Raw genomic sequence first — 23,268 nt, 5'->3', positions numbered from 1 at the left:
TTTGGCCGAGCGGTATCCCGAAAACCACGACGAACGCGGTCGGGGACAATAAATTATTTGGCCGCTCTTTTTAGTTTACCGATATACTATGAGTAGTTTTTTAAACTTATTGCGCATTAATTCATTAAGTGAATCTAAAAATACATAAACATAATACCAGCTTAATTATACATGGATTTTTATGACAGAAACGTCATCTCACCGCTATAAACCACGCAATATAATAAATGCGCCAAATGTAAAATCGTCTATTTTTTCCCGGAGCCAACAACGCGGCGACAGCGAAAATATCCAGCGCTGGTTAAGCAACCATTTTTATCGTTGGATCATCGGTGACTTTCCTCATGTTTATCCTGTGCGTTCCGTCGCCGATTATGCCGTTTATTTTAGCGCTGATGCAGAAATCCCCGCCTGGCTGGCGCCAAAGCTGGGTGGCGATGAGCGCTTTTACTACCTTAACGTTCAGCACCCGCAACTTGTGGCAATGGAAAGAGATTTAGTGGAATTTCTTTCGCGTCAGGAAGGAACGCGGCTGGAAACTAAACTGCAGCGCATCAACTGCTTTACCGTGCTGGCAATGCGCGAAGCGGAGCATCAAAAAATGCAGCGCCTGCGTGAACAAGGTTGGTATCCCTCCAACAGCGAGGCGCTAAAACCGGTGATGACGGTGAATAACGGTGTGCTGGTTGAACTTGATGCAACAAATCCCGGCCTGCGCAGTGAGATGGCGTATGAATCCTGGCATATGCAACACTGCGACGGAGATTTTGATAATAAAGGCGCGCTTTCCGGCGGCTACGGCGATTACTACGCCCGGCAAATGGAACAACAAAAACTTCGCCTGTTCAGCCTGCGCGACGGCAATAATATTCCCCACGTCACAATAAGCCTGGTGGTTGGTAATAACGGCCTGAGCATTGATCAGATTAAAGGTAAGCAAAATCGCCATCCTATTAAGAAATATGCTAACGATGTTTTATCTCTGTTACGCCATCTGCAACCACTTCCTGAGCGCCACGCTGATTGCGAAGGGATGGGAATAGTTTATGAATCGACGCCGGAATATTCAGGTTGGAAATTTATTACTCATATTCATGACCTCAATTTTCTGCTCAATGTGCTGCATGACAATTTTCATTTAATGGAGCACTTCCCTACGCCTCCGGTGGCTTTACAGTGGCTGCTGCTGCACAGCGCCCCGGAGGCACTGCGCTACCTTCAGGTTGTTGATCCTAACGTGGCGACGGCTGCGGAAATGCTGTTTCCGCAGCATGAATGGCATCCTACGCTTGCCGGGAAAAACACCAGTAGCGAACCTTTCGAAATTGAAAGCCTGACGCTACAAACCACGCGTTACCTCCCTGTCATCAAGGAGGTGCAATAATGTTCTGGATTGTTCTTATTATTGCCGCCCTATTTTTTAGCTGGCGCAACTACAAAAAAAACAAACCGCTGATTGCGGCCCGTATCGCCGAGGAGAAAGAAAAAGATCGCCTGAAAGACCTGCGTCGCGATACCCGACGGCGGCAATGGGCGCTGGCGCTAGCTGATATCCTCGCCCGGCGCAACGGGCTACCGATCAAAGGCGTTGAGCTGGTATTTAAACTTGACGATGACAAACGCCGCTATCTGGCGCAGCAGGTAAAAAAAGAGCTGGGCTTGAGCGAAAACCTCGACGGCGCGGCGTTACGCCACAAGGTTGAGGATATCTTACGCCGCTGGCCTGCGGGCATCGGCAGCTCGCCGCGCACGTTTTATCATCATCTGGCGGCCCAGGGCCAGGTCCGCGACGCGCTGGCCTTCGACTGTATGCGCACCGCCTTTCTGACCCGCTGTATCGCCGGGCTCGGCTGGTGTAACGAAAACGAGGCCTGGCTGGTGCTATTGCTCAACGCCCAGCGCGCTCAGGACTGTTTTGATTCCTGGGAGGATTACGCCACCGCCTACGTTCGCGCTCGCCGGGTATGGCTCACGCTACGTGACACGCCAACAGCGCTTGCCGGACGGGATTTACAGGAAGCCACCCATTATCTGCAAGACCCTGTCAGCCGCTGGCGACAACTGCCGTGGAATGAATTCAAAATTTTCGAGCCGATTTAAAGGACTATTTATGGAACAGGATGATCGTCTGCTCAACGCTATGTTTGAGATGTGCAACCACAAAAATCCCCTCAATGACGGGCAACGAGAGTGGCATATCGCCGATATTTCCGGCCTGCTGCGCGAAGAACGCTATGACGAACTGGACGAACGCTACAACCAGACGCTGACGGAGAGCTTTACCAGCCGCGAAGCGGAAAAGCGCTATTTCTTCGCCTGGAATCAAATGGACAACCCTTTTTACGATATGGACACGCTGGTTGAGGCTGGGCCGCAAGGATTAGCGCTGATCAAAAACTGGCAGCGCGCCCGCCCCCGCTCCACTCACGCCTGGCTTGCCGAGGCGCAATACTGGAATCACCGTGCGTGGCTGTATCGCAGCTATGGCTGGGCGAGAGAAACCACCCGAGCGATGTGGATCTGCGCCGCCGCCTGCAACGAACGGATGGTCATCGCCGTGCTCAATGCTATCGACTGTGAACCGCGCCAGTGGATGGCGGCGGCCCTGACCAGCACCAACTCAAAAGTCTTCGGCCAGCCCGACTGGCTGGTTGAGTTCCTCGAGGGCGCGGATGTTGCCGGGCAGCCATTAATGGAGGATCTGGCTGAATATCATCGCCATTCACCGCAGGAGGTGGACGCGCTGATGGCCCATTCCGGGCTGTCGTTTGCCGACGCGGTTTGCCCAAATTTGCCGCGCCCGTCCGTGCTGCCGGAGTGCAATGACGATGCCGGGCAAAAATACTGGCTCACCGTCTGCCTGGCTATTTTCCCGACGGCATTTTACGTGCTGGATGAATATATCCCGTTTCGTATGCCGCGCTGGGGAGGGTCTCACGAGGAAATCCGCGAATTTCTGGAATCAAGCGTATGCGATCACCTTTCTGCCGCAGAACGTGAACATCTGGAGCTATTGATCTGGTGGGACGATCACCGCGATCTGCGCATCAAAGAGGTTGACTCCCCGGCAGAACAGGAACGCATTATCGCCAAAGCCGAAGAGATTAGCCTGCGAGCGCATATCCAGGAATCTCGCCATAACACGCTGAAGTGGCTGCGGGTCTGCTATAGCGATCTGGACGATAATGACGCGCTCTGGCGAACCCTTCAGCGTTCGATCGTGGAAAAAGTTAAGTTCAACAATTACTTCTTTGATGACACGATAAAGTTCGCCCTGCGCGATTTTCCTGACACCTGGTGGATGTATAATTTTCTCTGTCAGAATGCGCAGCAAACGGAATTCGCAGTGCCGAAAATCCGTCGTGGCTACTTTCAGTACGCCGGGTTATTGGGTTTCGAAAAGGATGAGGCGCAAGGCCTCGCCTGGCTCGATAGCGTCGCCGACATTCAATATAACCATAACTGGCGGGCGGCGATTAAAAATTTCGACTGGTTCGGGCTCCCGGAACATTTCGTGCCGCTGGCAGAGCTGGGCGCACAAAGAAATATACCCGCCGCGCTAAACCTGCTGGGCCTTGAACACAATAATAAAGAGAACAACGGCCTACTACCTTACGATCCTGCCATCGCGTTAGGGTATTTTCAGCGCGCGGCGGAGATTTTGCACCGGCAGTTAGCGCTGCGCGAGAGCCCCCCGTACAAATTAATAGATAACGGAGGCTATACCGACTATGAAAATGACCTGCAAAATATTCATTTCAGCATTGGCATCTGCAACCAGCGTCTGAGTAAACAAGAACCTGATACCGAAAAACGTTCCGCTTATGAAAAAGAACTGCTCGATAATCTCTGGCTGGCGCATCAGTACGGGCATAAAGAGGCCTGGGGCTTGTTCCTGCTGAATATTTTTGAAGTGAAGGATATTACGCTGGCGCATAAGCATCTGGAACTGGTGCAACAAGAAGCCAACAAAGGCACGCTACACGCTATGGTGACCCTATCGCGCCTGCATGGTAATAAACACGATCGAACGCTGTTTAATATGAAGCTAAGCGCACGCTGGGCGCATTTTGCCTTCACGCTTTACCCGGATAATGAAATCGTTATGGACTGCCTGGACCACCTGCATTTCGATTCTTTCTGGAAACGCTTCCGTTTCGCGTGGTATACCGTCCGCATCCCGAATTCAGAGCTGCCGGGACAGGTCAACTCAATGGTGTAAGGTGGTTTACTCCCCTCTCCCACGGCGCTACAATGCCCGCCCTTAAAGTGAGGACTCTCCTCAAGCCGCCTCATCAGGTGAGGCGGATCTGACCTGTCATCAGAACGAGAAAATGATGTTTAAACCAGAACTTCTTTCGCCGGCGGGAACGCTGAAAAATATGCGTTACGCTTTCGCTTACGGTGCCGATGCCGTCTATGCGGGCCAACCACGCTACTCTTTACGCGTGCGTAATAACGAATTCAATCACGAAAATTTGCAGCTTGGCATCAACGAAGCCCACGCGCTCGGAAAAAAATTCTACGTGGTGGTGAACATCGCCCCGCATAACGCCAAGCTCAAAACCTTTATCCGTGACCTGAAACCCGTCGTCGAGATGGGCCCGGATGCGCTGATCATGTCCGATCCAGGGTTGATTATGCTGGTACGCGAGCACTTCCCGGCAATGCCGATTCACCTGTCGGTACAGGCTAACGCCGTAAACTGGGCGACGGTAAAATTCTGGCAGCAGATGGGGCTGACCCGTGTGATTCTCTCCCGCGAACTGTCGCTGGAAGAGATTGAGGAAATTCGCCAGCAGGTGCCGGATATGGAAATAGAAATTTTCGTCCACGGCGCGCTATGCATGGCCTATTCCGGCCGCTGCCTGCTTTCCGGCTACATCAATAAACGCGATCCGAATCAGGGCACCTGCACCAATGCCTGCCGTTGGGAATATAACGTGCAGGAAGGAAAAGAAGACGTTGTCGGCAACATCGTGCATAAGCACGAACCGATTCCGGTACAGAACGTTGAGCCGACGCTCGGTATCGGCGCGCCGACGGATAAAGTGTTTATGATAGAAGAGGCCCAAAGACCGGGCGAATACATGACCGCGTTCGAAGACGAGCATGGCACCTATATCATGAACTCAAAAGATTTGCGCGCTATCGCCCACGTGGAGCGCCTGACGAAAATGGGCGTCCACTCGCTGAAAATCGAAGGCCGCACCAAATCCTTTTATTACTGCGCCCGTACCGCACAGGTCTACCGTAAGGCCATCGACGACGCCGCCGCGGGTAAACCCTTCGACCCTACGCTGCTGGAAACGCTGGAAGGTCTGGCTCATCGCGGCTATACCGAAGGTTTCCTGCGTCGCCATACGCACGACGATTACCAGAATTACGAGTACGGGTACTCCGTTTCCGAACGCCAGCAATTTGTCGGCGAGTTCACCGGCGAGCGTAAAGGCCAACTGGCGGCCGTGGCGGTGAAGAATAAATTCTCCGTTGGCGATAGTCTGGAGCTGATGACTCCGCAGGGAAATATCAATTTCACCCTGGAACAGATGGAGAACGCCAAAGGCGACGCTATGCCGGTGGCACCTGGCGATGGCTATACCGTCTGGATGCCCGTCCCGCAGGACGTTACGCTGGATTACGCACTATTGATGCGTAATTTCTCAGGCGAATCAACGCGTAACCCCCATGCTAAGTAGTTAATTGCGGTTATTTTTTCATGGCGGGAAGATTCTTAGAAATTGATCACATACCGCTTCGCTCAATGCGGGTATTATTCAACGCGCTGAAAAACATAACCCATAAATGCTAGCTGTACCAGGAACCACCTCCTTGGCCTGCGTAATCTCCCTTACGCAGGCTTATTTTTTGCGTATAATCAATAAAAAAGTGGTACTTCCCGCCATAGCCAACATTGACCACACTAACCAAAGCGCAAATGGGCGCTTAGGTTTACAGACCTCCCCTATTCATGGCCAGCCAGCAAGTCACAATCCTCCCCGCATCCGGTCGGACTCAGGACTTAGCATTCTGACTTTTACGTTTAACATCAGTGAATTAAATCAATAACTGCTTTGTGAGAACTTACACAAAAAGTTTCCAGATTATTAAATTAAGGTTAAAAACTGATAATTTAAGCGTGTAAAGGTATGGCACGTTTTAATGCCGCTTTTACAAGGATTAAAATAATGTTTCCCGGATTAGAGGTTTGATTTCATGTCAAAGTAATACTCAAACCATCGCACCTACGCTCAGTCCACCTTCATCAGGCCATGTAAGTTTTGCTGGGATTGATTATCCTCTATTGCCACCAGATCACCAAATCCCCTTCCCACCGTCACGTATAATCGGTATCCAGAGTTATTCCTTTATCCTGTAAAATGTGATACAGTTTCTCCATTGATCTAATAACTACCTCAATTTCACATTCCAGTTTCTCTACAGAACTTTCATTTAGTGAGAAGTTGAGAGCCAATAATAATGATTGTGAGTTATTATCATAACACAAATGTGGTCCATTATTCTCTGCAAACCATAAATTAGCATTGAGAAATTCAAAAGCAAGATTATTATTATCCGGAGGTCTTCCGCAAAAACCGTATATCATTATATACTCACTGTTAGTGCTTGTTAGTAAGATACGGTAACGGTTATCTATAATAAATGAGCATAATCTGTTTTCGTCAAAGACAATTGAATCGGCATTTAATTTTAGTGAAAACTGTCTTAATAAGCGATCGGCTCTTGAATACATAACACCCCATACTCTATCTAAAGCGTTCCTATATAAGTCATAAGCCTCTGGTCTGGACGCTTAACACCCCGTGTCATCGTCGGAATTCGTCTTTTCCCTATGACTTGCTGTGTTTGCTCATTTATGGCCAGGCTGGCCGGGTTCTGATGCCATTTGCGCTAAGGTATAGTCCGGCGCATATTCCCATCATACCAATTCCCCCCATGCCAAACGATGCGCCTAAAACCGTCAGGGCGGTAGTATATGCAGTACCACTACTGACACTGGCGACAGCCCCTGAGCATACCCCACTGAAAACACCTGCAAACAATGCCGTGGTTCCCAGGCACATTAAACATCTGGGTTTATTGCCATAAGCGTTAAAATCAACGATTTCAGCTACCGGTTTTTCGTCATTACCCCGTTCAGAAGGAGGGAGCAATGGCGTTTGCGCATTCACGCCTGAAGTGACATTCATATAAACCTCTTCATGCACATGCCTGTTTATGTTTATGAGAAAAGCGATACATCAGGCAACGGTACGACTATAGGACACCGCGCTAAGCCATCATCTAAATAGGTTTTATTTGATATATAGTAGCGTGCTTCTAATAGTGCGCCGTGTTTCTGCTAAAGAGTCTAAAGAACATTTCGATTTTATGCTATTAAAAAGTATGTTTGGTAATAAATATCAGGTTTTTATCTGATATTATGGTGTTTGAAATTAATACTGATAACTGACGTATGTTCGTCTTGTTAATTCTCCGTTTCGTTATCAAAGGCGCTATATCGGAAAGCGTCTGACTACCCCTTGTGATTTCCTTGCACTCTCACAAGCGCTACTCAATGCGCATACCGGCATCTCTCTTGTCGCCATTTGCCTTAAACCATGCTTCACTTACCGCTGCGTACAGCAGGAAGAAAAACGGTAAAGCAATAAGTGCGCAACATTTCAATTTTCATCCTGTTCTGACCTCGCTTTTTCATTTCTGCTATACACTTTCTGGAGATTGTTGTTCAACCTATTAAGGCATAACGGATGGCTAACTTTCCCGCCAGCTTACTGATCCTCAATGGCAAAAGCGCTGATAACCAGCCGCTACGTGAGGCCATTACTCTACTTCGCGACGAAGGTATACAGATTCACGTTCGGGTAACCTGGGAAAAAGGCGACGCGCAGCGTTACGTTGATGAAGCCCGTAGACTGGGCGTTGAAACGGTGATTGCCGGCGGCGGAGACGGTACCATTAATGAAGTGTCGACCGCGCTCATCCAGATCCGCGACGGCGTAGCCCCTGCACTGGGCCTTTTGCCGCTCGGCACTGCCAACGATTTTGCCACCAGCGCCGGTATTCCTGAAGCGCTGGACAAAGCGCTGAAACTGGCGATTGCCGGAAACGCGATGGAAATTGATATGGCCAGGGTCAATGATAAAACCTGTTTTATCAATATGGCGACGGGCGGTTTTGGCACCCGCATTACCACCGAAACGCCGGAAAAACTTAAAGCCGCGTTGGGCGGCGTCTCCTATCTTATTCACGGTCTGATGAGAATGGATACGCTGACCCCTGACCGCTGCGAAATACGTGGCGAAAACTTTCACTGGCAGGGAGATGCGCTGGTGATCGGCATCGGCAACGGTCGTCAGGGCCGGCGGCGGGCAGCAATTATGTCCTACCGCGCTGGTTAACGACGGACTGTTACAGCTACGGATTTTTACCGGCGAAGAACTGCTGCCGGCGCTGTTTTCCACACTCACGCAGTCAGATGACAATCCGAATATTATTGACGGCGCCTCAGCGTGGTTTGATATTCATGCACCGCATGAAATCACGTTCAATCTGGATGGCGAACCACTCAGCGGGCAAGAATTTCATATTGAGGTGCTGCCTGGCGCATTACGCTGTCGGCTGCCGCCAGACTGCCCGTTGCTACGTTAATAACACCAGTCGCTGGCCGGATGCGCTCACATCCGGCTTTTCTTCGTTGAACTCAGGCGATGGTGACTTTGCTATCCAGATAGACATCCTGTACGGCATTAATCAACTTCACGCCATCAGCCATCGATTTCTTAAAGGCTTTACGTCCCAGAATTAGTCCCATTCCACCGGCTCGTTTGTTGATCACCGCGGTACGAACCGCGTCGCCGAGATCAGTGTCACCGCCGTCCGCGCCGCCGGAGTTGATAAGCCCGGCGCGTCCCATATAGCAGTTCGCCAACTGGTAACGAACCAAATCAATCGGGTTATCGCTGGTCAGTTTGCTGTACACGCGATCGTCGGTATAGCCGAAGTTGACCGCTTTATAACCGCCATTATTCTCGGCCATTTTCTGTTTCACAATATCCGCACCAATCGTAGCGGCCAGATGGTTGGCTTGCCCCGTCAGGTCAGCGGATACATGGTAATCGACGCCGTCTTTTTTAAAGGAAGAATTACGCAGGTAAGCCCACAATACGGTCACCATACCCAGCTCATGCGCACGCTCAAAAGCGGCGGAGATCTCTTCAATCTGGCGACGGGACTGTTCCGAACCGAAATAGATCGTCGCGCCTACCGCCACGGCGCCCATATTGAACGCCTGCTCAACGCTGGCGTACAGGGTCTGATCGTACTCTGTCGGATAGCTCAATGTTTCGTTGTGATTCAGTTTGACCAAAAACGGAATACGGTGCGCATAGCGCCGTGAAACCGAGGCCAGTACGCCGTAGGTAGAGGCCACGCAGTTACAGCCGGCCTCAATCGCCAATTCAACAATATTTTTTGGGTCAAAGTAGCGCGGGTTGGCCGCAAAAGAAGCGCCGGCGGAGTGCTCCACTCCCTGATCGACGGGCAGTATCGAAAGGTATCCTGTTCCCGCCAGGCGTCCAGTATTATAGAGCGTCTGCATATTACGCAGAACGGCTGGTGGACGATTATTGTCAATCATCACCCGGTCAACGTAATCCTTGCCGGGTAGATAAAGCTGATCGGAAGGAATGGTCATACAACGATGCTGTAAAAGGCTGTCGGCGTCTTTGCCAAGCAACTGCGCAATATCAGTCATAGCTATGCTCCCGTAAGTTCCGATAGGGTATCGGAAGGTGAATAGTCCTGCCCCGCAGATTGCGGGTCGCAATAAGCCTGGTACTGACCGACCATTTTTGCCAACTTTAGCGCATTTTTTCGGCGCTATCTGCTGACTCGATTCACGTCCGAAAAAGTGTTAGATCGGTCAAAATTAATGCTCAATGGTATTTAAAAGGTATTATTAAGTGGTATTGTCGTGGCGTACCTTACCTGTCATGAAGGATTCAAAAATGAAAACGACCTTTAAACTGTCGTTCATGATGTTCGTGGAGTGGTTTATCTGGGGCGCCTGGTTCGTCCCCCTGTGGCTATGGCTAAATAAAAGCGGGTTTTCCGCCGGTGAAATAGGCTGGTCTTATGCCTGTACCGCCATTGCGGCGATCCTGTCGCCGATTCTGGTCGGCTCCGTTACCGACCGTTTTTTCTCAGCGCAAAAAGTCCTGGCGGTACTGATGTTTGCGGGTGCCGTACTGATGTATTTCGCGGCACAGCAAACCACCTTTGCCGGATTCTTTCCGCTGCTCCTGGCCTATTCATTGACCTATATGCCGACCATCGCGCTGACAAACAGCATTGCCTTCGCTAACGTACCGGACGTTGAACGCGATTTTCCACGCATTCGCGTTATGGGAACCATTGGGTGGATTGCCTCCGGCCTCGCCTGTGGATTCTTGCCGCAAATGTTAGGCTATAACGATATTTCCCCCACCAACATTCCACTGCTCATAACCGCCGCAAGTTCAGCGTTGCTGGGCGTATTTGCGTTCTGTCTGCCAGACACGCCGCCAAAAAGCACCGGCAAGATGGATATTAAAGTGATGCTGGGGCTGGATGCGCTGGTTCTGCTGCGCGATAAAAACTTTCTCGTTTTCTTCTTCTGTTCCTTCCTGTTTGCGATGCCGCTGGCCTTCTACTACATCTTCGCTAACGGCTATCTGACAGAAGTGGGAATGAAAAACGCCACCGGCTGGATGACGCTCGGCCAGTTCTCTGAAATCTTCTTTATGCTGGCGCTACCCTTTTTCACTAAGCGCTTTGGTATTAAAAAGGTATTATTACTTGGTCTTATTACCGCCGCGATCCGCTACGGCTTTTTTGTCTATGGCGGCGCGGAGACGTACTTCACTTACGCCCTGCTGTTCCTCGGTATTTTGCTGCACGGCGTAAGTTACGATTTCTACTACGTCACCGCCTACATTTATGTCGATAAAAAAGCGCCGGTTCATATGCGTACCGCTGCGCAAGGGCTTATCACCCTCTGCTGTCAGGGATTCGGCAGCCTGCTGGGGTATCGCCTCGGCGGCGTGATGATGGAAAAAATGTTTGCTTATCCGCAACCGGTTAACGGTCTGACATTCAACTGGGCGGGCATGTGGACGTTTGGCGCAGTGATGATTGCCGTCATCGCGCTACTGTTTATGATTTTCTTTCGCGAATCGGACAAAGAGATCACTGCTATTGACGATCGCGATATTGCGTTGACACAAGGGGAAGTAAAATGAAAGCAGAACGTATTCTCGGTGCTCTTTACGGGCAAGCGTTAGGGGATGCGATGGGAATGCCCTCTGAGCTGTGGCCGAGAACGCGCGTCAAAGCGCATTTCGGCTGGATTGACCGCTTTCTGCCCGGGCCAAAAGAGAATAATGCCGCCTGCTATTTTAACCGCGCGGAGTTTACGGATGATACCGCAATGGCGCTCTGCCTGGCCGACGCGCTACTCGAATGCGAAGGCAACATTGATCCCGAGATTATTGGGCGTAACATCCTCGCCTGGGCGGAACGCTTTGATGCGTTCAATAAAAATGTACTCGGCCCGACGTCAAAAATTGCGCTGAATGCGATTCGCGACGGCAAACCCATCGCGGCGCTGGAAAATAACGGCGTGACTAACGGCGCGGCCATGCGCGTTTCGCCGTTGGGCTGCCTGTTGCCGCCAACTAACCTGACAGCCTTTATAGCAGAAGTAGCGTTAGCCTCCAGCCCGACGCATAAATCCGATCTGGCGGTGGCTGGCGCCGTGGTTGTCGCCTGGGCCGTCTCGCGAGCGGTTAACGGCGACACGTGGCAAAGTATTGCCGACTCGCTCCCCGCCATCGCCCATCAGGCGCAGACAGCGCGTATTACCACGTTTAGCGCCTCGCTATCGGCACGTCTGGAACTGGCGCTAAACATTGTCCGCCACGCCGACGGCGTCGAATCTGCCAGCGAACAGCTCTATCAGATCATCGGCGCGGGAACCAGCACCATTGAATCGGTTCCCTGCGCTATCGCCATGGTGGAGCTGGCGAATACCGATCCTAACCGCTGTGCCGTGCTGTGCGCTAACCTCGGCGGCGATACCGACACTATCGGCGCGATGGCTACCGCCATTTGCGGCGCGTTGCACGGGGTAAGCGCCATTAACCCCCAGTTAAAGCAAACGCTGGACAAGGTTAATCAGCTGGATTTTGCGCGCTATGCCGTTGCGCTGGCGAGCTATCGTCAACGGCGGGAGGCACTATGAACGGCGCACGGTTGCTGACATTATTACCGACCCTGCATACCCGGCGTCCGCTCACCGTTATCGGCGCGGCAGTGATCGATATCATTGCCGACGCCTGGACGTTGCCGCGTCGCGGAGGCGATATTGAACTGCAACAACAGAGCGTCAATGTCGGCGGCTGTGCGCTGAATATTGCCGTGGCGTTGAAACGACTGGGGATTGACGCCAGCAATGCGCTGCCGCTGGGCCAGGGCGTGTGGGCGGAGAGGATTCGCCGCCGTCTGGCAAAAGAGGGATTATCCAGCGTGATTGACGCGGTTGAAGGAGATAACGGCTGGTGTCTGGCGTTAGTCGAACCGGATGGCGAACGCACGTTTATGTCTTTTAGCGGCGTGGAAAACCAGTGGAATGCGGACTGGCTGTCGCAGCTCAGGACACCGCGGGGCAGTCTTGTCTACCTGTCCGGCTATCAACTGGCCTCGTCCTGTGGCGAGCCACTGATCCAGTGGCTGGAAACCGTCGACGATGTAACGCCTTTTATCGATTTTGGCCCGCGAATCGGTGATATTACAGACGATGCAATGGCGCGCATTATGGCCTGCCGGCCCATCGTATCCCTCAATCGCCAGGAAGCCATCATCGCCGCGGAACGCGCCGGGCTTGCGACCGATACCCGCACTTTCGGCGAAGCATGGGTAAAACGCTTTTCCGCGCCGCTGGTGGTGCGCCACGATAAAGACGGAGCGTGGTATTTTAGCGCGCAATCTTCCGGCGTTGTGCCAGCGTTTCCGGCAACCGTGGTGGATACCATCGGCGCAGGCGACAGCCATGCTGGCGGCGTGCTGGCAGGACTGGCGTCAGGCTGGTCGCTCGCGGATGCCGTACTGCTGGGAAATGCGGTGGCGAGCTGGGTGGTCGGGCATCGCGGCGGCGACTGCGCGCCCACGCGCGAGGCGCTACTCCTCGCACACAAAAACGTATAGGTCGCTACGACAATAACTGATGCTGTATTCAATAGGCCGCTGCTGCTGATCGAGCGCCACCTGCTTAATCACCAGCACCGGCACTTTACCATCCATTTGAATATGCGACTGAAACTCATCATCCGGCATCCGGGCGCTGACGCGGGATCGGGTACGCTGAGGGTAAATGTGCTGGCGACGAAAATAGTCATACAGCGAAATGCCAATCGCGTCGACATCATGAATCAGATGCGCGGGCACCCAGGACTCTTCAATCGATACCGCGTCCTCATCAACATAACGAATGCGTTTGAGTAAAAAGACGTCGCTGCCTGCGGGGATCGCCAGATGCTGCGCGACCTCATCCGGACAACTTACCACGCGTTTGTTAACCCATAGCGTATCCGGTTTTTTGCCGCGCAAGACAACCTGCTGAGAAAATCCCCGCGCCTCTTTCAGGGAATATTCAAAGATATTATTGATTTGCGTACCGTAGCCGCGGGCGCGCGTGACGACCCCCTCTTCTTCCAGCGCCTGCATCGCTTTTCGTACCGTGATGCGCGAGACGCCGGTAAGCTGGCTGAGATCGCGTTCGCCAGGCAAAATATTACCGTGCTCAAGAATACCGCTGCGCACGGCATCCTTTACCGTCTGGGCGAATTTCATGTATAGCGGCGTATTATCCGCCGCTGAAATTCGTTCATTCAGTTGCGCGATGAGCCGGGTATGCGCTTGTTCCATTTATCTTTCCTGACGACGGGTCTGTAGGCAGTATACTACCACCACGCGTGGAAATGATGTACCGGACCAATGCCCTTCCCCACTTCCAGCGTGTCCGCCTGCGCCAGCGCCGCCGAAAGCCATGCCTTCGCCTCGTTTACCGTCTCTCCCCAACAGCGATGCCGGGGCCGTAACGCCGCCAGCGCCGCCGACAGCGTACAGCCCGTCCCATGCGTATTTTTGGTGTTCACACGCGGCGCGCTAAAACGTTGCTCGCCCTCACGGGTAAAGAGCCAGTCCGGGCTTTGCGCATCCTCTAAATGCCCGCCTTTCATCAATACCGCTTCACACCCCATCGCCAGTAACGCCCGCCCCTGCGCCAGCATCTCCTGTTCCGTACGTGCATGGGGCGCATCCAGCAACGCTGCGGCTTCCGGCAAATTAGGCGTAATCAGCGATACCTGTGGCAACAGCCGGACGCGTAATGTTTCTATCGCAGAGGGCGAGAGCAGCGGATCGCCGCTTTTCGCCAGCATCACCGTATCCAGCACCACATTACGTACATGATGACGCTGTAGTCGCTCCGCCACGGCCTCGACAATATCGGTTTCCGCCAGCATGCCGATTTTTGTGGTATCAATGCGCACATCGCTGAACACGGAATCAAGTTGAGCGGCGACAAAGTCCGGCTCTATCCGGTACACCGACTGTACGCCACAGGTATTTTGCGCCACCAGCGCGGTGATGACCGAACAGCCATATGCGCCCAGCGCGGAAAAGGTCTTGAGATCCGCCTGGATACCGGCCCCGCCGCTGGGATCGGTGCCGGCAATCGTCAGCGCGTTAATTCGTTGCATTGGCCGCCTCCACATCCAGATGATAGAGCGCATCAAGAAAAGCCGGGATGAAGCTACCAGGTCCTTCGCTACGCTCTGCCGCGGCCTGTCCAGCCAGTTTCATCCAGCAGCAGGCCGACGCGACATTGTCCAGCGCGGCGCCCGGTAACGCGCAACTGGCGGCGACGACCGCCGACAACGCGCAGCCGGTGCCTACAATGCGAGTCATTAACGGATCGCCGCCGGGAATGCTCAGCGTGCGCTGACCATTAGTGACGTAATCTATCTCTCCGGTAACCACAACGATGCAGTCTATCTGACGCGCCAGCGCCTGCGCCGCAGGCAGTGCGGCCAACGCCGCCTCGGTGGTATCTACGCCACGTCCGCCCAGCGCCATGCCGGATAACGCCAGGATTTCCGAGGCGTTGCCGCGTATTGCCGCCGGGCGCAGGGACAAGAGATCCAGGCAAAATCGCCGACGAAATTCCAGCGCGCCCACCGCGACAGGATCAAGCGTCCACGGCGTTTTGGCATCATAAGCGCTTTCTACCGCCGCACGCATCGCGTCAGCGCGTGAGGCAGTTAATGTTCCGACATTAATCAGCAAGGCGTTGGCGATGGCGGCAAACGGTCTGGCCTCGACAGGATCAATCACCATGGCGGGTGAAGCGCCCAGCGCCAGCAACGTATTGGCGGTAAACGTTTGTACGACGTCATTCGTCATACAGTGCGTAAGCGGGGAGAGCGCGCGAAAGTGTTTTAACGTATGCGCCGCAAGCGTGCGGCAGTGCAGGTCAGGCTGCATGGTTCAGCTCCTGCCCGCGTGAAGAAGGGACACGAGCAGTGTCAGACTTCCCTACGCTGGCATTATCCAGATCAGGTGGTACGGGTATTTCTCAGCCTTCACAAAGAAGGGCACCCCGAGTCGTCAAGCCCCACCGTGTTAAGCGGGGTTTCGCTATTAAGCATACTGTCTGCGCCAGACAATGTAAATTTACAGCCAGCCGCGGACGATAATTTCAGCGTTATCAGATAGTTCTCAAAACCTATTCGGTTCTGGCAAACTTGCTGGCGGATATGTTGCTGCACGACGCTTTCGTTTACACTTTTTACGAAAAGGGGCGTGAGATAACAAAATAGCGCTTGTCAGATACGCCACCAGCAGAAATGATACACACGATGTTAACTGACCCGCATATGTGGAGGGTAAAAATATGAAAAGTAAGTTGCTGCCTTGCGCGCTGTTGCTTGCAACCAGTTTTGCATGGGCCGCCCCCGCGACAACGGGCATTGATCAATATGAGTTAAAAAGCTTTATCGCCGACTTCACCCACTTCAAGCCCGGCGATACCGTTCCGCAAATGTACCGCACCGATGAGTATAATATTAAACAGTGGAAATTACGTAATCTGCCCGCGCCAGATGCCGGTACTCACTGGACCTATATGGGCGGCGCGTATGTACTGATTAACGATACCGATGGAAAAATTATCAAAGCCTATGATGGCGAGATTTTTTATCATCGATAATGATATACGCACTCTTTCTATAAAGAGTGCGTACCGCATAAATTTAATTATAAGATACCACGATTAATGCTTTCGATTGTAATGGCCCCGCTTTAACTTTTGCAGGATCGAGAACATAATATGTGGCAAAGACAGGAATAGCTTCCACCGAATTCACTGCGCTGCCTTTGGCATAGGTTTTGAAAATACTATTTATCGCTACTCCTTTGTTTATTTTAAGCAGGCTCCGATTTGAATCTCTTAAGATAAACCCAACGCCATTATCGTTATCCGGTTTCAGGACTGCTTCATTCTCATCCCAGACTAAATCACTACGTAGATTTACCGCTATTTGCCGTGATGTCAGCATCGCATTCCGCACCTGATTTTTGCAATCCAGAATAATATCACCCTGCTTAGAAAACTCACTAACCTCTCCTTTAGCACGGAGTTTAGTCATAGGCACCGGGTCCAGTGTGATGGTGAGATTCTGGGGGGCGCAGGTAGTTTCTTTACGGTTGTAATTTATCGTTAAACTGGCTTTATAAACGCCTTTCCCATTCAGATCAGTGATAACGTTTGCAACACACTCTCTATTCCCCCAACAGCCAATATATCTTAAAATAAATACCACCCAATCGCTACTGCTCCATTGATTCTTTGCACCCGACATCACCGTTATATTATCTATCGTAACCGAGTACCCCCCCCTGGCAGACACAGTCACCGCCTCCAGTGAGTTTATTTCTGAAATCGTTATCTTATAGGGGGCTTCAATTACACCGTTTTGATTGCGCATATTTATCGCACTACTGCTCTGCCATTCAACTTTTAACTTTAACTTAACACTGTCATTCGGTCCCATACCGATAATATGATCGGATGTCTCTAATTTAGTCACAACATCACTATTAGAACAATTGGCATCTGTGAAACCATTTGTAATAATGGCTGACTCCTCCCCCCCCAGCATTAAGCTGTCGGATTGAATCGTATAATCCTTCGTGTTGGTTAAGGTCGCATTACACGCCGCGTAACCCAACTGCGTAAACTGCATCATCATTAATAAAAATAGTAGTCTTTTCATGGCGTCACCTAAAGATTACCGACAAATATAAACGTTATTTTCATCAATCTGTTTATCAAAAGTGATCTTACAGAAAAGACCCTGTTGTTTATCTGTTGCGATTTTTACCGAAATGGGAACCTTTTCAGTACGAATAAATACCCGGCTCCCCTGACCTACCAGTCCTACATTATTTCCCTCGTCATCTTCCACTTCATAACCAAATGTTAAAGGCTCGCCATCTGCGCGCCGCGCCAGGAAATAAAAAGGTTTACTGGTCTCTGTTTCAAAATGAACCAATACTACGGCTCCGCGATAAGGCACTGTAACTTTTCGATTTCCCAACAGGGCGACATCGCTTTCACTCTCAGAGACATCAAGAGAGATAAAATTTTGCCGGTATGGCGTCAATGCTTCAAATACGGCATAACCTTTTGCATTGGTACGTAAATAGGGACGCCCCTGCACCGCCGCGCCTTCCAGGTACGGCGCGTTAATAATCGCGATAGTATCATTAAGGCGAGAGGCTAAATGCACGCCATCGGCCCATGCAACCAGCCCTCCCTGAATATTTCCGCCCACCTGATGGTATTTATTGGACTGGCTGTAACTGCCGCCGACTGTCGCCAGCGGGGCGTTCCAGGTTACCGATCCCCCGAATGTCGTTTGGTGTTCCTGTCGCTGCTGGCTGAGGTTAGTCGTATAATTAAACTGATCGCGATTACCGAACGTGCCGCTAAGGCTGGTGTTATTCGCCTCATAACCTTGATCGTCAAAGGTGGTGGAATTCGATAAATGGATATCACGATTTCCCCCATTCTCCTTTAATCCCCATGTTAAGGGAATCGATAAATAGATATTAAAGCGCTTATCTTCACGGTTATTGCTGTCATACGTCTGAGTTGCCGATAGCGTAAAACTGAGCCGCTGCCAGGTATTACTGTAGCTTAACTGATAATCCTTTCCCGTGCCGCTACGCCCCCAATAGTCGCGCCACAGAGCGCTGGCAGTAAAATATCCCCACCCATCGGGTAACGTCTGATTAATATTGAGAGTGAAAGTATTTTTACGCCCAAAGTCATTCTCATAATAATCAGCAATATCATAAATATCGTCATCATCGCGACGATAGTTATCCCGGTTATTAGCCCAGACATGATCGTTAAAAGTGCGATAATCACGTGATGAGTAGCGATACGCTGCCAGAGAAAAATGGGTGGCCGATTGCGGGAGATATTTATTCCAGGCAACCTGGTAGCTTTCCCCATCAAAAACATCGCCATTATCCTGCTTGCTATGAGACAACGTACCGTCGACAGATACCGCGCCAATCAGCGTGTTCCATCCGGTGCCAAGGGTAAATGAGCGATAATCGCTGGCTAACATCGTTCCGCCATACAACGTTAGCAGGTTATTGACCCCGTACTGATAGGTTCCCTGGAGAAAATCAGTTTGCTGAGAGGCTCCTTCAATTCTGCTTCGTCCGGCGGCGAAATCATATTTTGCTACGCCGGGCTGCACCATATTGGGAACGGAAGAATACGGAACAATAAACCGTGAAACAGTACCGTCAGCCTCTTTAACGCTCACGTCCAGATCGGCTCCCCCCCCTGCCAGCTGAAGATCTTCAAATACAAAGGGGCCAGGCGGAACTTCTTTTTGATAAACAATGAAGCCATTCTGTTCAACCGTCACCAGGGCGTTACTTTGCGCCACGCCACGCACAACCGGAGCGAAATTTTGCTTAGAGTGCGGCAGCATTTGCATATCACGCCAGAAGCGCACCCCGCGAAAGCGCACCGTATCAAACATATCCCCGCTGGTGTACTGTTCCCCCAGACGCATTGTCCCCAGTACCGCCGGGAAATCACGTTCCAGATACAGAGTATTGCTCTGCCATTTGCCAGCTGAATTTTCACTTTTGGAAAAATTAGCGTTAGAATGTAATTGCCATCCAAGCAGATTCAATCCGCTGACAAAATTTGCGTAAGTATTTTTCTCACTACCGCCGCTTTTATAATGGCTGTAATATTCGCTGGCATAATACGATGTATAAAAAGCGTTAATTCCACGGTCCCATGTCTCTGGAGACGCATAGCCCGCTTCATATTCCAGCACATAAGCCTGAGGGACGCTCAGATAAAGGTTAAAAGCGGCAGTGTCATAAGAAACACTACCTCCATGAACCACCGTTTTCAGCGCAATACATTCATTTTCTACTGTTGTACTCTGCGGGGTAAATTTAATTCCCAGGCTGGCGATCAGGTCCGGAGAAATACAGGTGCTATCGGGGTCATCCTGAATATTAACCTCATAAGTTCCACGCCATTCTTTATTGACATAAACGTCCATTTCATAAACGCCAGCCATGGGTTTGGTGCTATCAATCTGATAACGAGACACCTTTTCACCTTTCAACCCACCGAACATAAAGTTAGTATCGAATGTTTCTTCTTCAGCCCAGGCGGGTGAAATAAGTAATGCTGCAAAAAGTGACAGCGTGATGGCGTTTAACTTTTCCATTATCTATCCTTAGGTGGATTCCCCGCTTTTAATTTTCTATTTTGACAGTCTCGTTTAAATAATTACCAGAATCATCAATTAGCGTCACGGTATAGCTATTTACGACTACCGTTGTGGTGATACTCTGCGATGACCATGGAGCCAGTAATAAGGTTTCTTTATTTACTTTACTTTTTGCTTTAATTTCTGGAATAGTGATCCAGTTTGCGGAATTATTTTTCACGCTAATACTCCCTGGCGCACGAAGCAACTGCAAGCGGGAAAATGTTGCTTTATCGACTTTCTGTACCCCCGGTGGGCGATAGATCAACTTTATCCGGTTTTGTAGCGCAAATTTAATGATATTTTTATCTTTGTTCTCGTCTGAATTTGGTGGAATATCCAATACATTGAGGTAGAAAAGACTTTCACGATCGCCAGGCAAATTATTAGCGAGCTTCTTTATTTTTAATTGCTGACCTGAATTTGCCGCAACTCTAATTACAGGGGGGGTCATAATAAATGGAACCTGTAATTTTTCTGGCGGCAGGCTGGTATCACCGTTATCAATCCACGCCTGGATGAGTGAACTTCGTTTACCGTCATTCATTAATTGTACGGTAATATCTTTTTTCTGCGCCGGATAAATAATACGTGTACCATATATATAAATGCCGCTCCACGCAGGCATAGCGGCACAAGCCAGGCATAATGCAATCATCCATTTCATGGCCGATAACCTTATAAAAGAGATACAAGCGGCTAAAAGCTTAGCCGCCAAAAAACGATTGTTAATCAGTTAATACCGTCATCGTCAGTACAGATTCAACAGAACCTGGTGTTACAGTATTTTCAACGGCGGCATAGCGGGCAGAAAAGTTCAGGGTATATACACCATTTTCAAACTTACTTGAATTCAGAGTGTAATTCCCCGCCTCATCCGGTTTCACCTGAATACCATCAAGATAAACAGCGAAGCCCGCACCATTATTAGTAGCATTATTTTTGGTGATTTGCATGTTATCCACAAATTGAGAACGGTTAAAACTAATTCGTGGATTAGCTGTATTCGTACATCTTACTTTTAAAATCGCTTCTGGGCTAGTGTATCCTGTATATATATCGCCAGGGTTTAAGTCAGTCAATCTATCAACACCTACCTGGGATAATTCAATAGTCGCGCTATTTGCACCTTCGAAAGTACAGGATGTTCCCACCACTTCTCCGTTTATTTTTAATTCCCCCATATCTTCATCAGCAGCAAAAACCCCAGCGCTCATAAATACAGCAGACAATACAGAAGCAGCAATAAGTGAACGTCTCATAATCTCTTCCTTAATGAAGTAATTTCTATTTGTTAAGAGTTATTAACCCTTGCAACGAAAATTCTCATAGACAGGAAGTTATCGCAATGTAAACACGATGTTTTGTTGATTTAAAACAATTTACAGATTGCAATATAATTGCAACAAATAATCATTGCTTATCATTATTTTGTAAACTTATTAATTTCCGAAATTTACTGCCCTTAAACATAAACACAACAAATAAAAAAGCCCATATCATTGATATCAATGATATGGGCCTGCGGAATTAATAAGAATTAGTCGTAATGATTAACAACAATCTGTCGGGTGCTATCACCAGGCACCGTGTATAGCTGCGTTGTCACACCTCTCATCGGCGTAGCGGCGGGTGTTTGCAGAGTTGAAACGTGGATAGTGTTGCCGCAACGCTGCTGCAACTGTGCGTTTACCACTTCTGTACTGCACGTTGGCGCGGTCACTTTTCCACTGATGGTTAATGTTGCGGTGTCGGAGGCAAAAACGGGTACGCTTATCCCATAAGCCGAAACTATAATTCCCATCAGCAAATATTTTTTCATAGTGAGTAATTGTTCCTCTGGTGAACGTCAAACAGTATGCAGGCCGTCCTGATGAGCAGTATGAACGTATCGATACCTTAAAACCAATTGAAAAAATAAATCAGTAGGATAGGTATGATCAATTCAAATAATGTTTTTGCCGATTATTTCAGATAAACACCTGTCTGTTTAAGCAGGAATTAACAATGCGGGGGCTATTATTTTATTAATACATTCACTGCATCAATATATATTAATGCAGTGAATGTCATATTCTCTTTGGAATACGTCAGGAGGATTACACCGCGCGGAAGGCGATTTCACCCGGAATCACTTCACCCTGCCAGTAAAGCTGTGCCGCAACGCGATCGGCCAGTTCGCGATAGATCGCGGTAAATTCGCTCTCCGGACGGCTAACCACCGTCGGCGTACCACGATCGAGATCTTCGCGCAGACTAATATGCAGCGGCATCTGACCCAGAAGCTGAGTATGGTATTTTTCCGCCAGCTTCTGCGCGCCGCCCGTGCCGAAGATCGGTTCGTGATGGCCGCAGTTGCTACAAATATGCATACTCATATTTTCCACAATGCCGAGCACCGGCACTTCCACCTTCTCGAACATCACGATACCTTTTTTGGCGTCGATCAGCGCGATATCCTGCGGCGTAGTCACCACCACCGCGCCGGTAACAGGAATGTTCTGCGCCAGCGTTAGCTGAATATCCCCGGTTCCCGGCGGCATATCCAGTACCAGATAATCCAGATCCGGCCACAGCGTCTCCTGCAACATCTGCATCAGCGCCTTACTGGCCATTGGGCCGCGCCATACCATCGCGTTATCGTCAGTCACCAGATAGCCGATCGAGTTGGTCGCCAGGCCGTGAGACATAATCGGCGCCATATGCGTACCGTCTGGCGATGTCGGGCGCTGATCTTCTGCGCCAAGCATGGTTGGGATCGACGGACCGTAAATATCGGCATCGAGAACCCCGACCTTTGCGCCTTCAGCCGCTAACGCCAGCGCCAGGTTTACCGCCGTGGACGATTTCCCCACCCCGCCTTTACCGGAGCTCACGGCAATGATGTTTTTCACGCCATTAATGCCAGGCTGATTTTTGACGCGTTTCAGCGTCGCAATGTTGTACGACAGTTTCCAGTCGATCGCTTTTGCGCCCGTAATACGTAACAGATCGGCGCTGCATTGCTCTTTTAATACCTCAAACGCGCTGTTCCAGACGAACGGCATGACCAGCTCAACGTGCAGCGTATCATCCATCCAGGCGACGTGGTGCAACGCCTTAAGCGTGGTGAGGTTATGCTTCAGGGTTGGGTGCTGAAAATTCGCCAGCGTCCCGGCGACCATCGCTCGCAGGGTATCTGGTGATTTGGCCTGGGATTGTTCGTTCATCCCGACTCCTTTTGTAGTTCTGAAAAGTACGATTGTAACTTTGTAGTTTACTCCAGCGGTAACAATTATTCATTTACGGATAAATGCCCTTATCGATTGGCGCAGTAATTACCATTTTG

Annotated in this window: 20 protein-coding genes, 2 pseudogenes and 1 riboswitch; of the genes and pseudogenes, 10 read left to right on the top strand and 12 right to left on the bottom strand. The window is 50.4% G+C overall.

What is annotated here, in order from left to right; translation table 11 throughout:
• Nucleotides 1-181 precede the first annotated feature (181 nt).
• The 5 genes and pseudogenes from J1G48_RS07955 to J1G48_RS07935 form a co-directional block, all read left to right on the top strand.
• Nucleotides 182-1,384 (top strand): hypothetical protein, encoded by a 1,203-nt coding sequence (locus J1G48_RS07955; RefSeq protein WP_000141064.1) that lies wholly within the window; start codon nucleotides 182-184, stop codon nucleotides 1,382-1,384.
• Nucleotides 1,384-2,100, top strand: a complete 717-nt coding sequence (locus tag J1G48_RS07950) for a DUF1266 domain-containing protein (RefSeq protein ID WP_000498587.1) — start codon at nucleotides 1,384-1,386, stop codon at nucleotides 2,098-2,100. Before J1G48_RS07955 ends, J1G48_RS07950 begins: the two co-directional genes overlap by 1 nt.
• 10 nt (nucleotides 2,101-2,110) lie before the next feature.
• Nucleotides 2,111-4,222, top strand: a complete 2,112-nt coding sequence (locus tag J1G48_RS07945) for a DUF4034 domain-containing protein (protein ID WP_000434258.1) — start codon at nucleotides 2,111-2,113, stop codon at nucleotides 4,220-4,222.
• A 115-nt stretch (nucleotides 4,223-4,337) separates the two neighbouring features.
• Nucleotides 4,338-5,699: a tRNA 5-hydroxyuridine modification protein YegQ gene (yegQ, locus tag J1G48_RS07940; protein ID WP_001517981.1), complete on the top strand. Its 1,362-nt coding sequence runs from the start codon at nucleotides 4,338-4,340 to the stop codon at nucleotides 5,697-5,699.
• Nucleotides 5,700-6,149: 450 nt separating this feature from the next.
• Nucleotides 6,150-6,322 (top strand): annotated as a pseudogene (locus J1G48_RS07935) (non-LEE encoded effector protein NleB); the annotation flags it as partial.
• Between the two features lie 15 nt (nucleotides 6,323-6,337).
• On the opposite strand, the gene J1G48_RS07930 reads toward J1G48_RS07935, so the two are convergent.
• A complete protein-coding gene (locus J1G48_RS07930) occupies nucleotides 6,338-6,754 on the bottom strand; it encodes a CesT family type III secretion system chaperone (RefSeq protein WP_001680202.1) in 417 nt (138 codons plus the stop codon).
• Nucleotides 6,755-6,875: 121 nt separating this feature from the next.
• Nucleotides 6,876-7,211 carry a type III secretion system effector SteD gene (gene steD, locus J1G48_RS07925; RefSeq protein WP_001576201.1) on the bottom strand — a complete coding sequence of 112 codons (336 nt, stop codon included), beginning with the start codon at nucleotides 7,209-7,211 and terminating at the stop codon, nucleotides 6,876-6,878.
• A gap of 561 nt (nucleotides 7,212-7,772) precedes the next feature.
• Between steD and yegS the strand changes: the two are divergent.
• Nucleotides 7,773-8,673, top strand: a pseudogene (gene yegS / locus J1G48_RS07920) (lipid kinase YegS).
• A 52-nt stretch (nucleotides 8,674-8,725) separates the two neighbouring features.
• Here yegS and fbaB read toward each other — a convergent pair.
• Nucleotides 8,726-9,778 (bottom strand): class I fructose-bisphosphate aldolase, encoded by a 1,053-nt coding sequence (fbaB, locus tag J1G48_RS07915; protein WP_000129590.1) that lies wholly within the window; start codon nucleotides 9,776-9,778, stop codon nucleotides 8,726-8,728.
• A 253-nt stretch (nucleotides 9,779-10,031) separates the two neighbouring features.
• Between fbaB and J1G48_RS07910 the strand changes: the two genes are divergently transcribed.
• Genes J1G48_RS07910 through J1G48_RS07900 form a run of 3 tightly spaced genes read left to right on the top strand, consistent with a single transcriptional unit; the run spans nucleotide 10,032 to nucleotide 13,266 of the window.
• Complete coding sequence (locus tag J1G48_RS07910) at nucleotides 10,032-11,303, top strand: nucleoside permease (RefSeq protein WP_000858692.1); 1,272 nt, start codon at nucleotides 10,032-10,034, stop codon at nucleotides 11,301-11,303.
• Nucleotides 11,300-12,304 (top strand): ADP-ribosylglycohydrolase family protein, encoded by a 1,005-nt coding sequence (locus J1G48_RS07905; protein WP_000642789.1) that lies wholly within the window; start codon nucleotides 11,300-11,302, stop codon nucleotides 12,302-12,304. Before J1G48_RS07910 ends, J1G48_RS07905 begins: the two co-directional genes overlap by 4 nt.
• Nucleotides 12,301-13,266, top strand: a complete 966-nt coding sequence (locus J1G48_RS07900) for a PfkB family carbohydrate kinase (protein WP_001012656.1) — start codon at nucleotides 12,301-12,303, stop codon at nucleotides 13,264-13,266. Before J1G48_RS07905 ends, J1G48_RS07900 begins: the two co-directional genes overlap by 4 nt.
• On the opposite strand, the gene J1G48_RS07895 is transcribed toward J1G48_RS07900, so the two are convergent.
• From J1G48_RS07895 to thiM, 3 genes are read right to left on the bottom strand one after another with little or no spacing between them, the layout of a single operon-like run.
• Nucleotides 13,240-13,986, bottom strand: coding sequence for a GntR family transcriptional regulator (locus J1G48_RS07895; protein WP_000434062.1), 747 nt, complete (start codon nucleotides 13,984-13,986; stop codon nucleotides 13,240-13,242). The genes J1G48_RS07900 and J1G48_RS07895 overlap by 27 nt on opposite strands.
• A 35-nt stretch (nucleotides 13,987-14,021) precedes the next feature.
• Complete coding sequence (thiD, locus tag J1G48_RS07890) at nucleotides 14,022-14,822, bottom strand: bifunctional hydroxymethylpyrimidine kinase/phosphomethylpyrimidine kinase (RefSeq protein ID WP_001188955.1); 801 nt, start codon at nucleotides 14,820-14,822, stop codon at nucleotides 14,022-14,024.
• Entirely contained in the window at nucleotides 14,809-15,606 is a 798-nt protein-coding gene (gene thiM, locus J1G48_RS07885) for a hydroxyethylthiazole kinase (protein ID WP_001182156.1), read from the bottom strand. Before thiM ends, thiD begins: the two co-directional genes overlap by 14 nt.
• A gap of 31 nt (nucleotides 15,607-15,637) precedes the next feature.
• Nucleotides 15,638-15,734, bottom strand: a riboswitch (TPP riboswitch).
• 281 nt (nucleotides 15,735-16,015) lie between these two features.
• On the opposite strand from thiM, the gene rcnB reads away from it, so the two are divergent.
• Nucleotides 16,016-16,330, top strand: a complete 315-nt coding sequence (gene rcnB, locus J1G48_RS07880; protein ID WP_000837534.1) for a Ni(II)/Co(II) efflux transporter accessory subunit RcnB — start codon at nucleotides 16,016-16,018, stop codon at nucleotides 16,328-16,330.
• 43 nt (nucleotides 16,331-16,373) lie between these two features.
• Here the strand turns inward: rcnB and J1G48_RS07875 are convergent, their stop codons facing one another.
• The 6 genes from J1G48_RS07875 to apbC all read right to left on the bottom strand — a co-directional run bounded on the left by J1G48_RS07875 (nucleotide 16,374) and on the right by apbC (nucleotide 23,149).
• Nucleotides 16,374-17,396 (bottom strand): fimbrial protein, encoded by a 1,023-nt coding sequence (locus J1G48_RS07875; protein WP_000825916.1) that lies wholly within the window; start codon nucleotides 17,394-17,396, stop codon nucleotides 16,374-16,376.
• A 15-nt stretch (nucleotides 17,397-17,411) separates the two neighbouring features.
• Nucleotides 17,412-19,898: a fimbrial biogenesis outer membrane usher protein gene (locus J1G48_RS07870; RefSeq protein ID WP_000413358.1), complete on the bottom strand. Its 2,487-nt coding sequence runs from the start codon at nucleotides 19,896-19,898 to the stop codon at nucleotides 17,412-17,414.
• Nucleotides 19,899-19,926: 28 nt separating this feature from the next.
• The gene (locus tag J1G48_RS07865; protein WP_000871808.1) at nucleotides 19,927-20,607 is read right to left on the bottom strand and encodes a fimbrial assembly chaperone; all 681 of its coding nucleotides are present in this window, start codon (nucleotides 20,605-20,607) and stop codon (nucleotides 19,927-19,929) included.
• Between the two features lie 61 nt (nucleotides 20,608-20,668).
• Nucleotides 20,669-21,202 (bottom strand): fimbrial protein YehD, encoded by a 534-nt coding sequence (gene yehD, locus J1G48_RS07860; RefSeq protein WP_119795215.1) that lies wholly within the window; start codon nucleotides 21,200-21,202, stop codon nucleotides 20,669-20,671.
• A 278-nt stretch (nucleotides 21,203-21,480) separates the two neighbouring features.
• Entirely contained in the window at nucleotides 21,481-21,762 is a 282-nt protein-coding gene (locus J1G48_RS07855; RefSeq protein WP_000760404.1) for a YehE family protein, read from the bottom strand.
• Nucleotides 21,763-22,039: 277 nt separating this feature from the next.
• The gene (gene apbC / locus J1G48_RS07850; protein WP_001005424.1) at nucleotides 22,040-23,149 is read right to left on the bottom strand and encodes an iron-sulfur cluster carrier protein ApbC; all 1,110 of its coding nucleotides are present in this window, start codon (nucleotides 23,147-23,149) and stop codon (nucleotides 22,040-22,042) included.
• Between the last annotated feature and the right edge of the window lie 119 nt (nucleotides 23,150-23,268).

The organism is Salmonella sp. SAL-020, assembly GCF_017372215.1.
GTDB classification, from domain to species: domain Bacteria; phylum Pseudomonadota; class Gammaproteobacteria; order Enterobacterales; family Enterobacteriaceae; genus Salmonella; species Salmonella enterica.
Note: the sequence above shows the minus strand (reverse complement) of the source record. Positions and strands in the feature narration are given on the sequence as shown.

Excerpts from the sequence above, each read along its gene's own strand:
- J1G48_RS07955 (WP_000141064.1), top strand. The coding sequence starts at position 182 with ATGACAGAAACGTCATCTCACCGCTATAAACCACGCAATATAATAAAT.
- J1G48_RS07950 (WP_000498587.1), top strand. The coding sequence starts at position 1,384 with ATGTTCTGGATTGTTCTTATTATTGCCGCCCTATTTTTTAGCTGGCGC.
- J1G48_RS07945 (WP_000434258.1), top strand. The coding sequence starts at position 2,111 with ATGGAACAGGATGATCGTCTGCTCAACGCTATGTTTGAGATGTGCAAC.
- yegQ (WP_001517981.1), top strand. The coding sequence starts at position 4,338 with ATGTTTAAACCAGAACTTCTTTCGCCGGCGGGAACGCTGAAAAATATG.
- J1G48_RS07930 (WP_001680202.1), bottom strand. The coding sequence starts at position 6,754 with ATGTATTCAAGAGCCGATCGCTTATTAAGACAGTTTTCACTAAAATTA.
- steD (WP_001576201.1), bottom strand. The coding sequence starts at position 7,211 with ATGAATGTCACTTCAGGCGTGAATGCGCAAACGCCATTGCTCCCTCCT.
- fbaB (WP_000129590.1), bottom strand. The coding sequence starts at position 9,778 with ATGACTGATATTGCGCAGTTGCTTGGCAAAGACGCCGACAGCCTTTTA.
- J1G48_RS07910 (WP_000858692.1), top strand. The coding sequence starts at position 10,032 with ATGAAAACGACCTTTAAACTGTCGTTCATGATGTTCGTGGAGTGGTTT.
- J1G48_RS07905 (WP_000642789.1), top strand. The coding sequence starts at position 11,300 with ATGAAAGCAGAACGTATTCTCGGTGCTCTTTACGGGCAAGCGTTAGGG.
- J1G48_RS07900 (WP_001012656.1), top strand. The coding sequence starts at position 12,301 with ATGAACGGCGCACGGTTGCTGACATTATTACCGACCCTGCATACCCGG.
- J1G48_RS07895 (WP_000434062.1), bottom strand. The coding sequence starts at position 13,986 with ATGGAACAAGCGCATACCCGGCTCATCGCGCAACTGAATGAACGAATT.
- thiD (WP_001188955.1), bottom strand. The coding sequence starts at position 14,822 with ATGCAACGAATTAACGCGCTGACGATTGCCGGCACCGATCCCAGCGGC.
- thiM (WP_001182156.1), bottom strand. The coding sequence starts at position 15,606 with ATGCAGCCTGACCTGCACTGCCGCACGCTTGCGGCGCATACGTTAAAA.
- rcnB (WP_000837534.1), top strand. The coding sequence starts at position 16,016 with ATGAAAAGTAAGTTGCTGCCTTGCGCGCTGTTGCTTGCAACCAGTTTT.
- J1G48_RS07875 (WP_000825916.1), bottom strand. The coding sequence starts at position 17,396 with ATGAAAAGACTACTATTTTTATTAATGATGATGCAGTTTACGCAGTTG.
- J1G48_RS07870 (WP_000413358.1), bottom strand. The coding sequence starts at position 19,898 with ATGGAAAAGTTAAACGCCATCACGCTGTCACTTTTTGCAGCATTACTT.
- J1G48_RS07865 (WP_000871808.1), bottom strand. The coding sequence starts at position 20,607 with ATGAAATGGATGATTGCATTATGCCTGGCTTGTGCCGCTATGCCTGCG.
- yehD (WP_119795215.1), bottom strand. The coding sequence starts at position 21,202 with ATGAGACGTTCACTTATTGCTGCTTCTGTATTGTCTGCTGTATTTATG.
- J1G48_RS07855 (WP_000760404.1), bottom strand. The coding sequence starts at position 21,762 with ATGAAAAAATATTTGCTGATGGGAATTATAGTTTCGGCTTATGGGATA.
- apbC (WP_001005424.1), bottom strand. The coding sequence starts at position 23,149 with ATGAACGAACAATCCCAGGCCAAATCACCAGATACCCTGCGAGCGATG.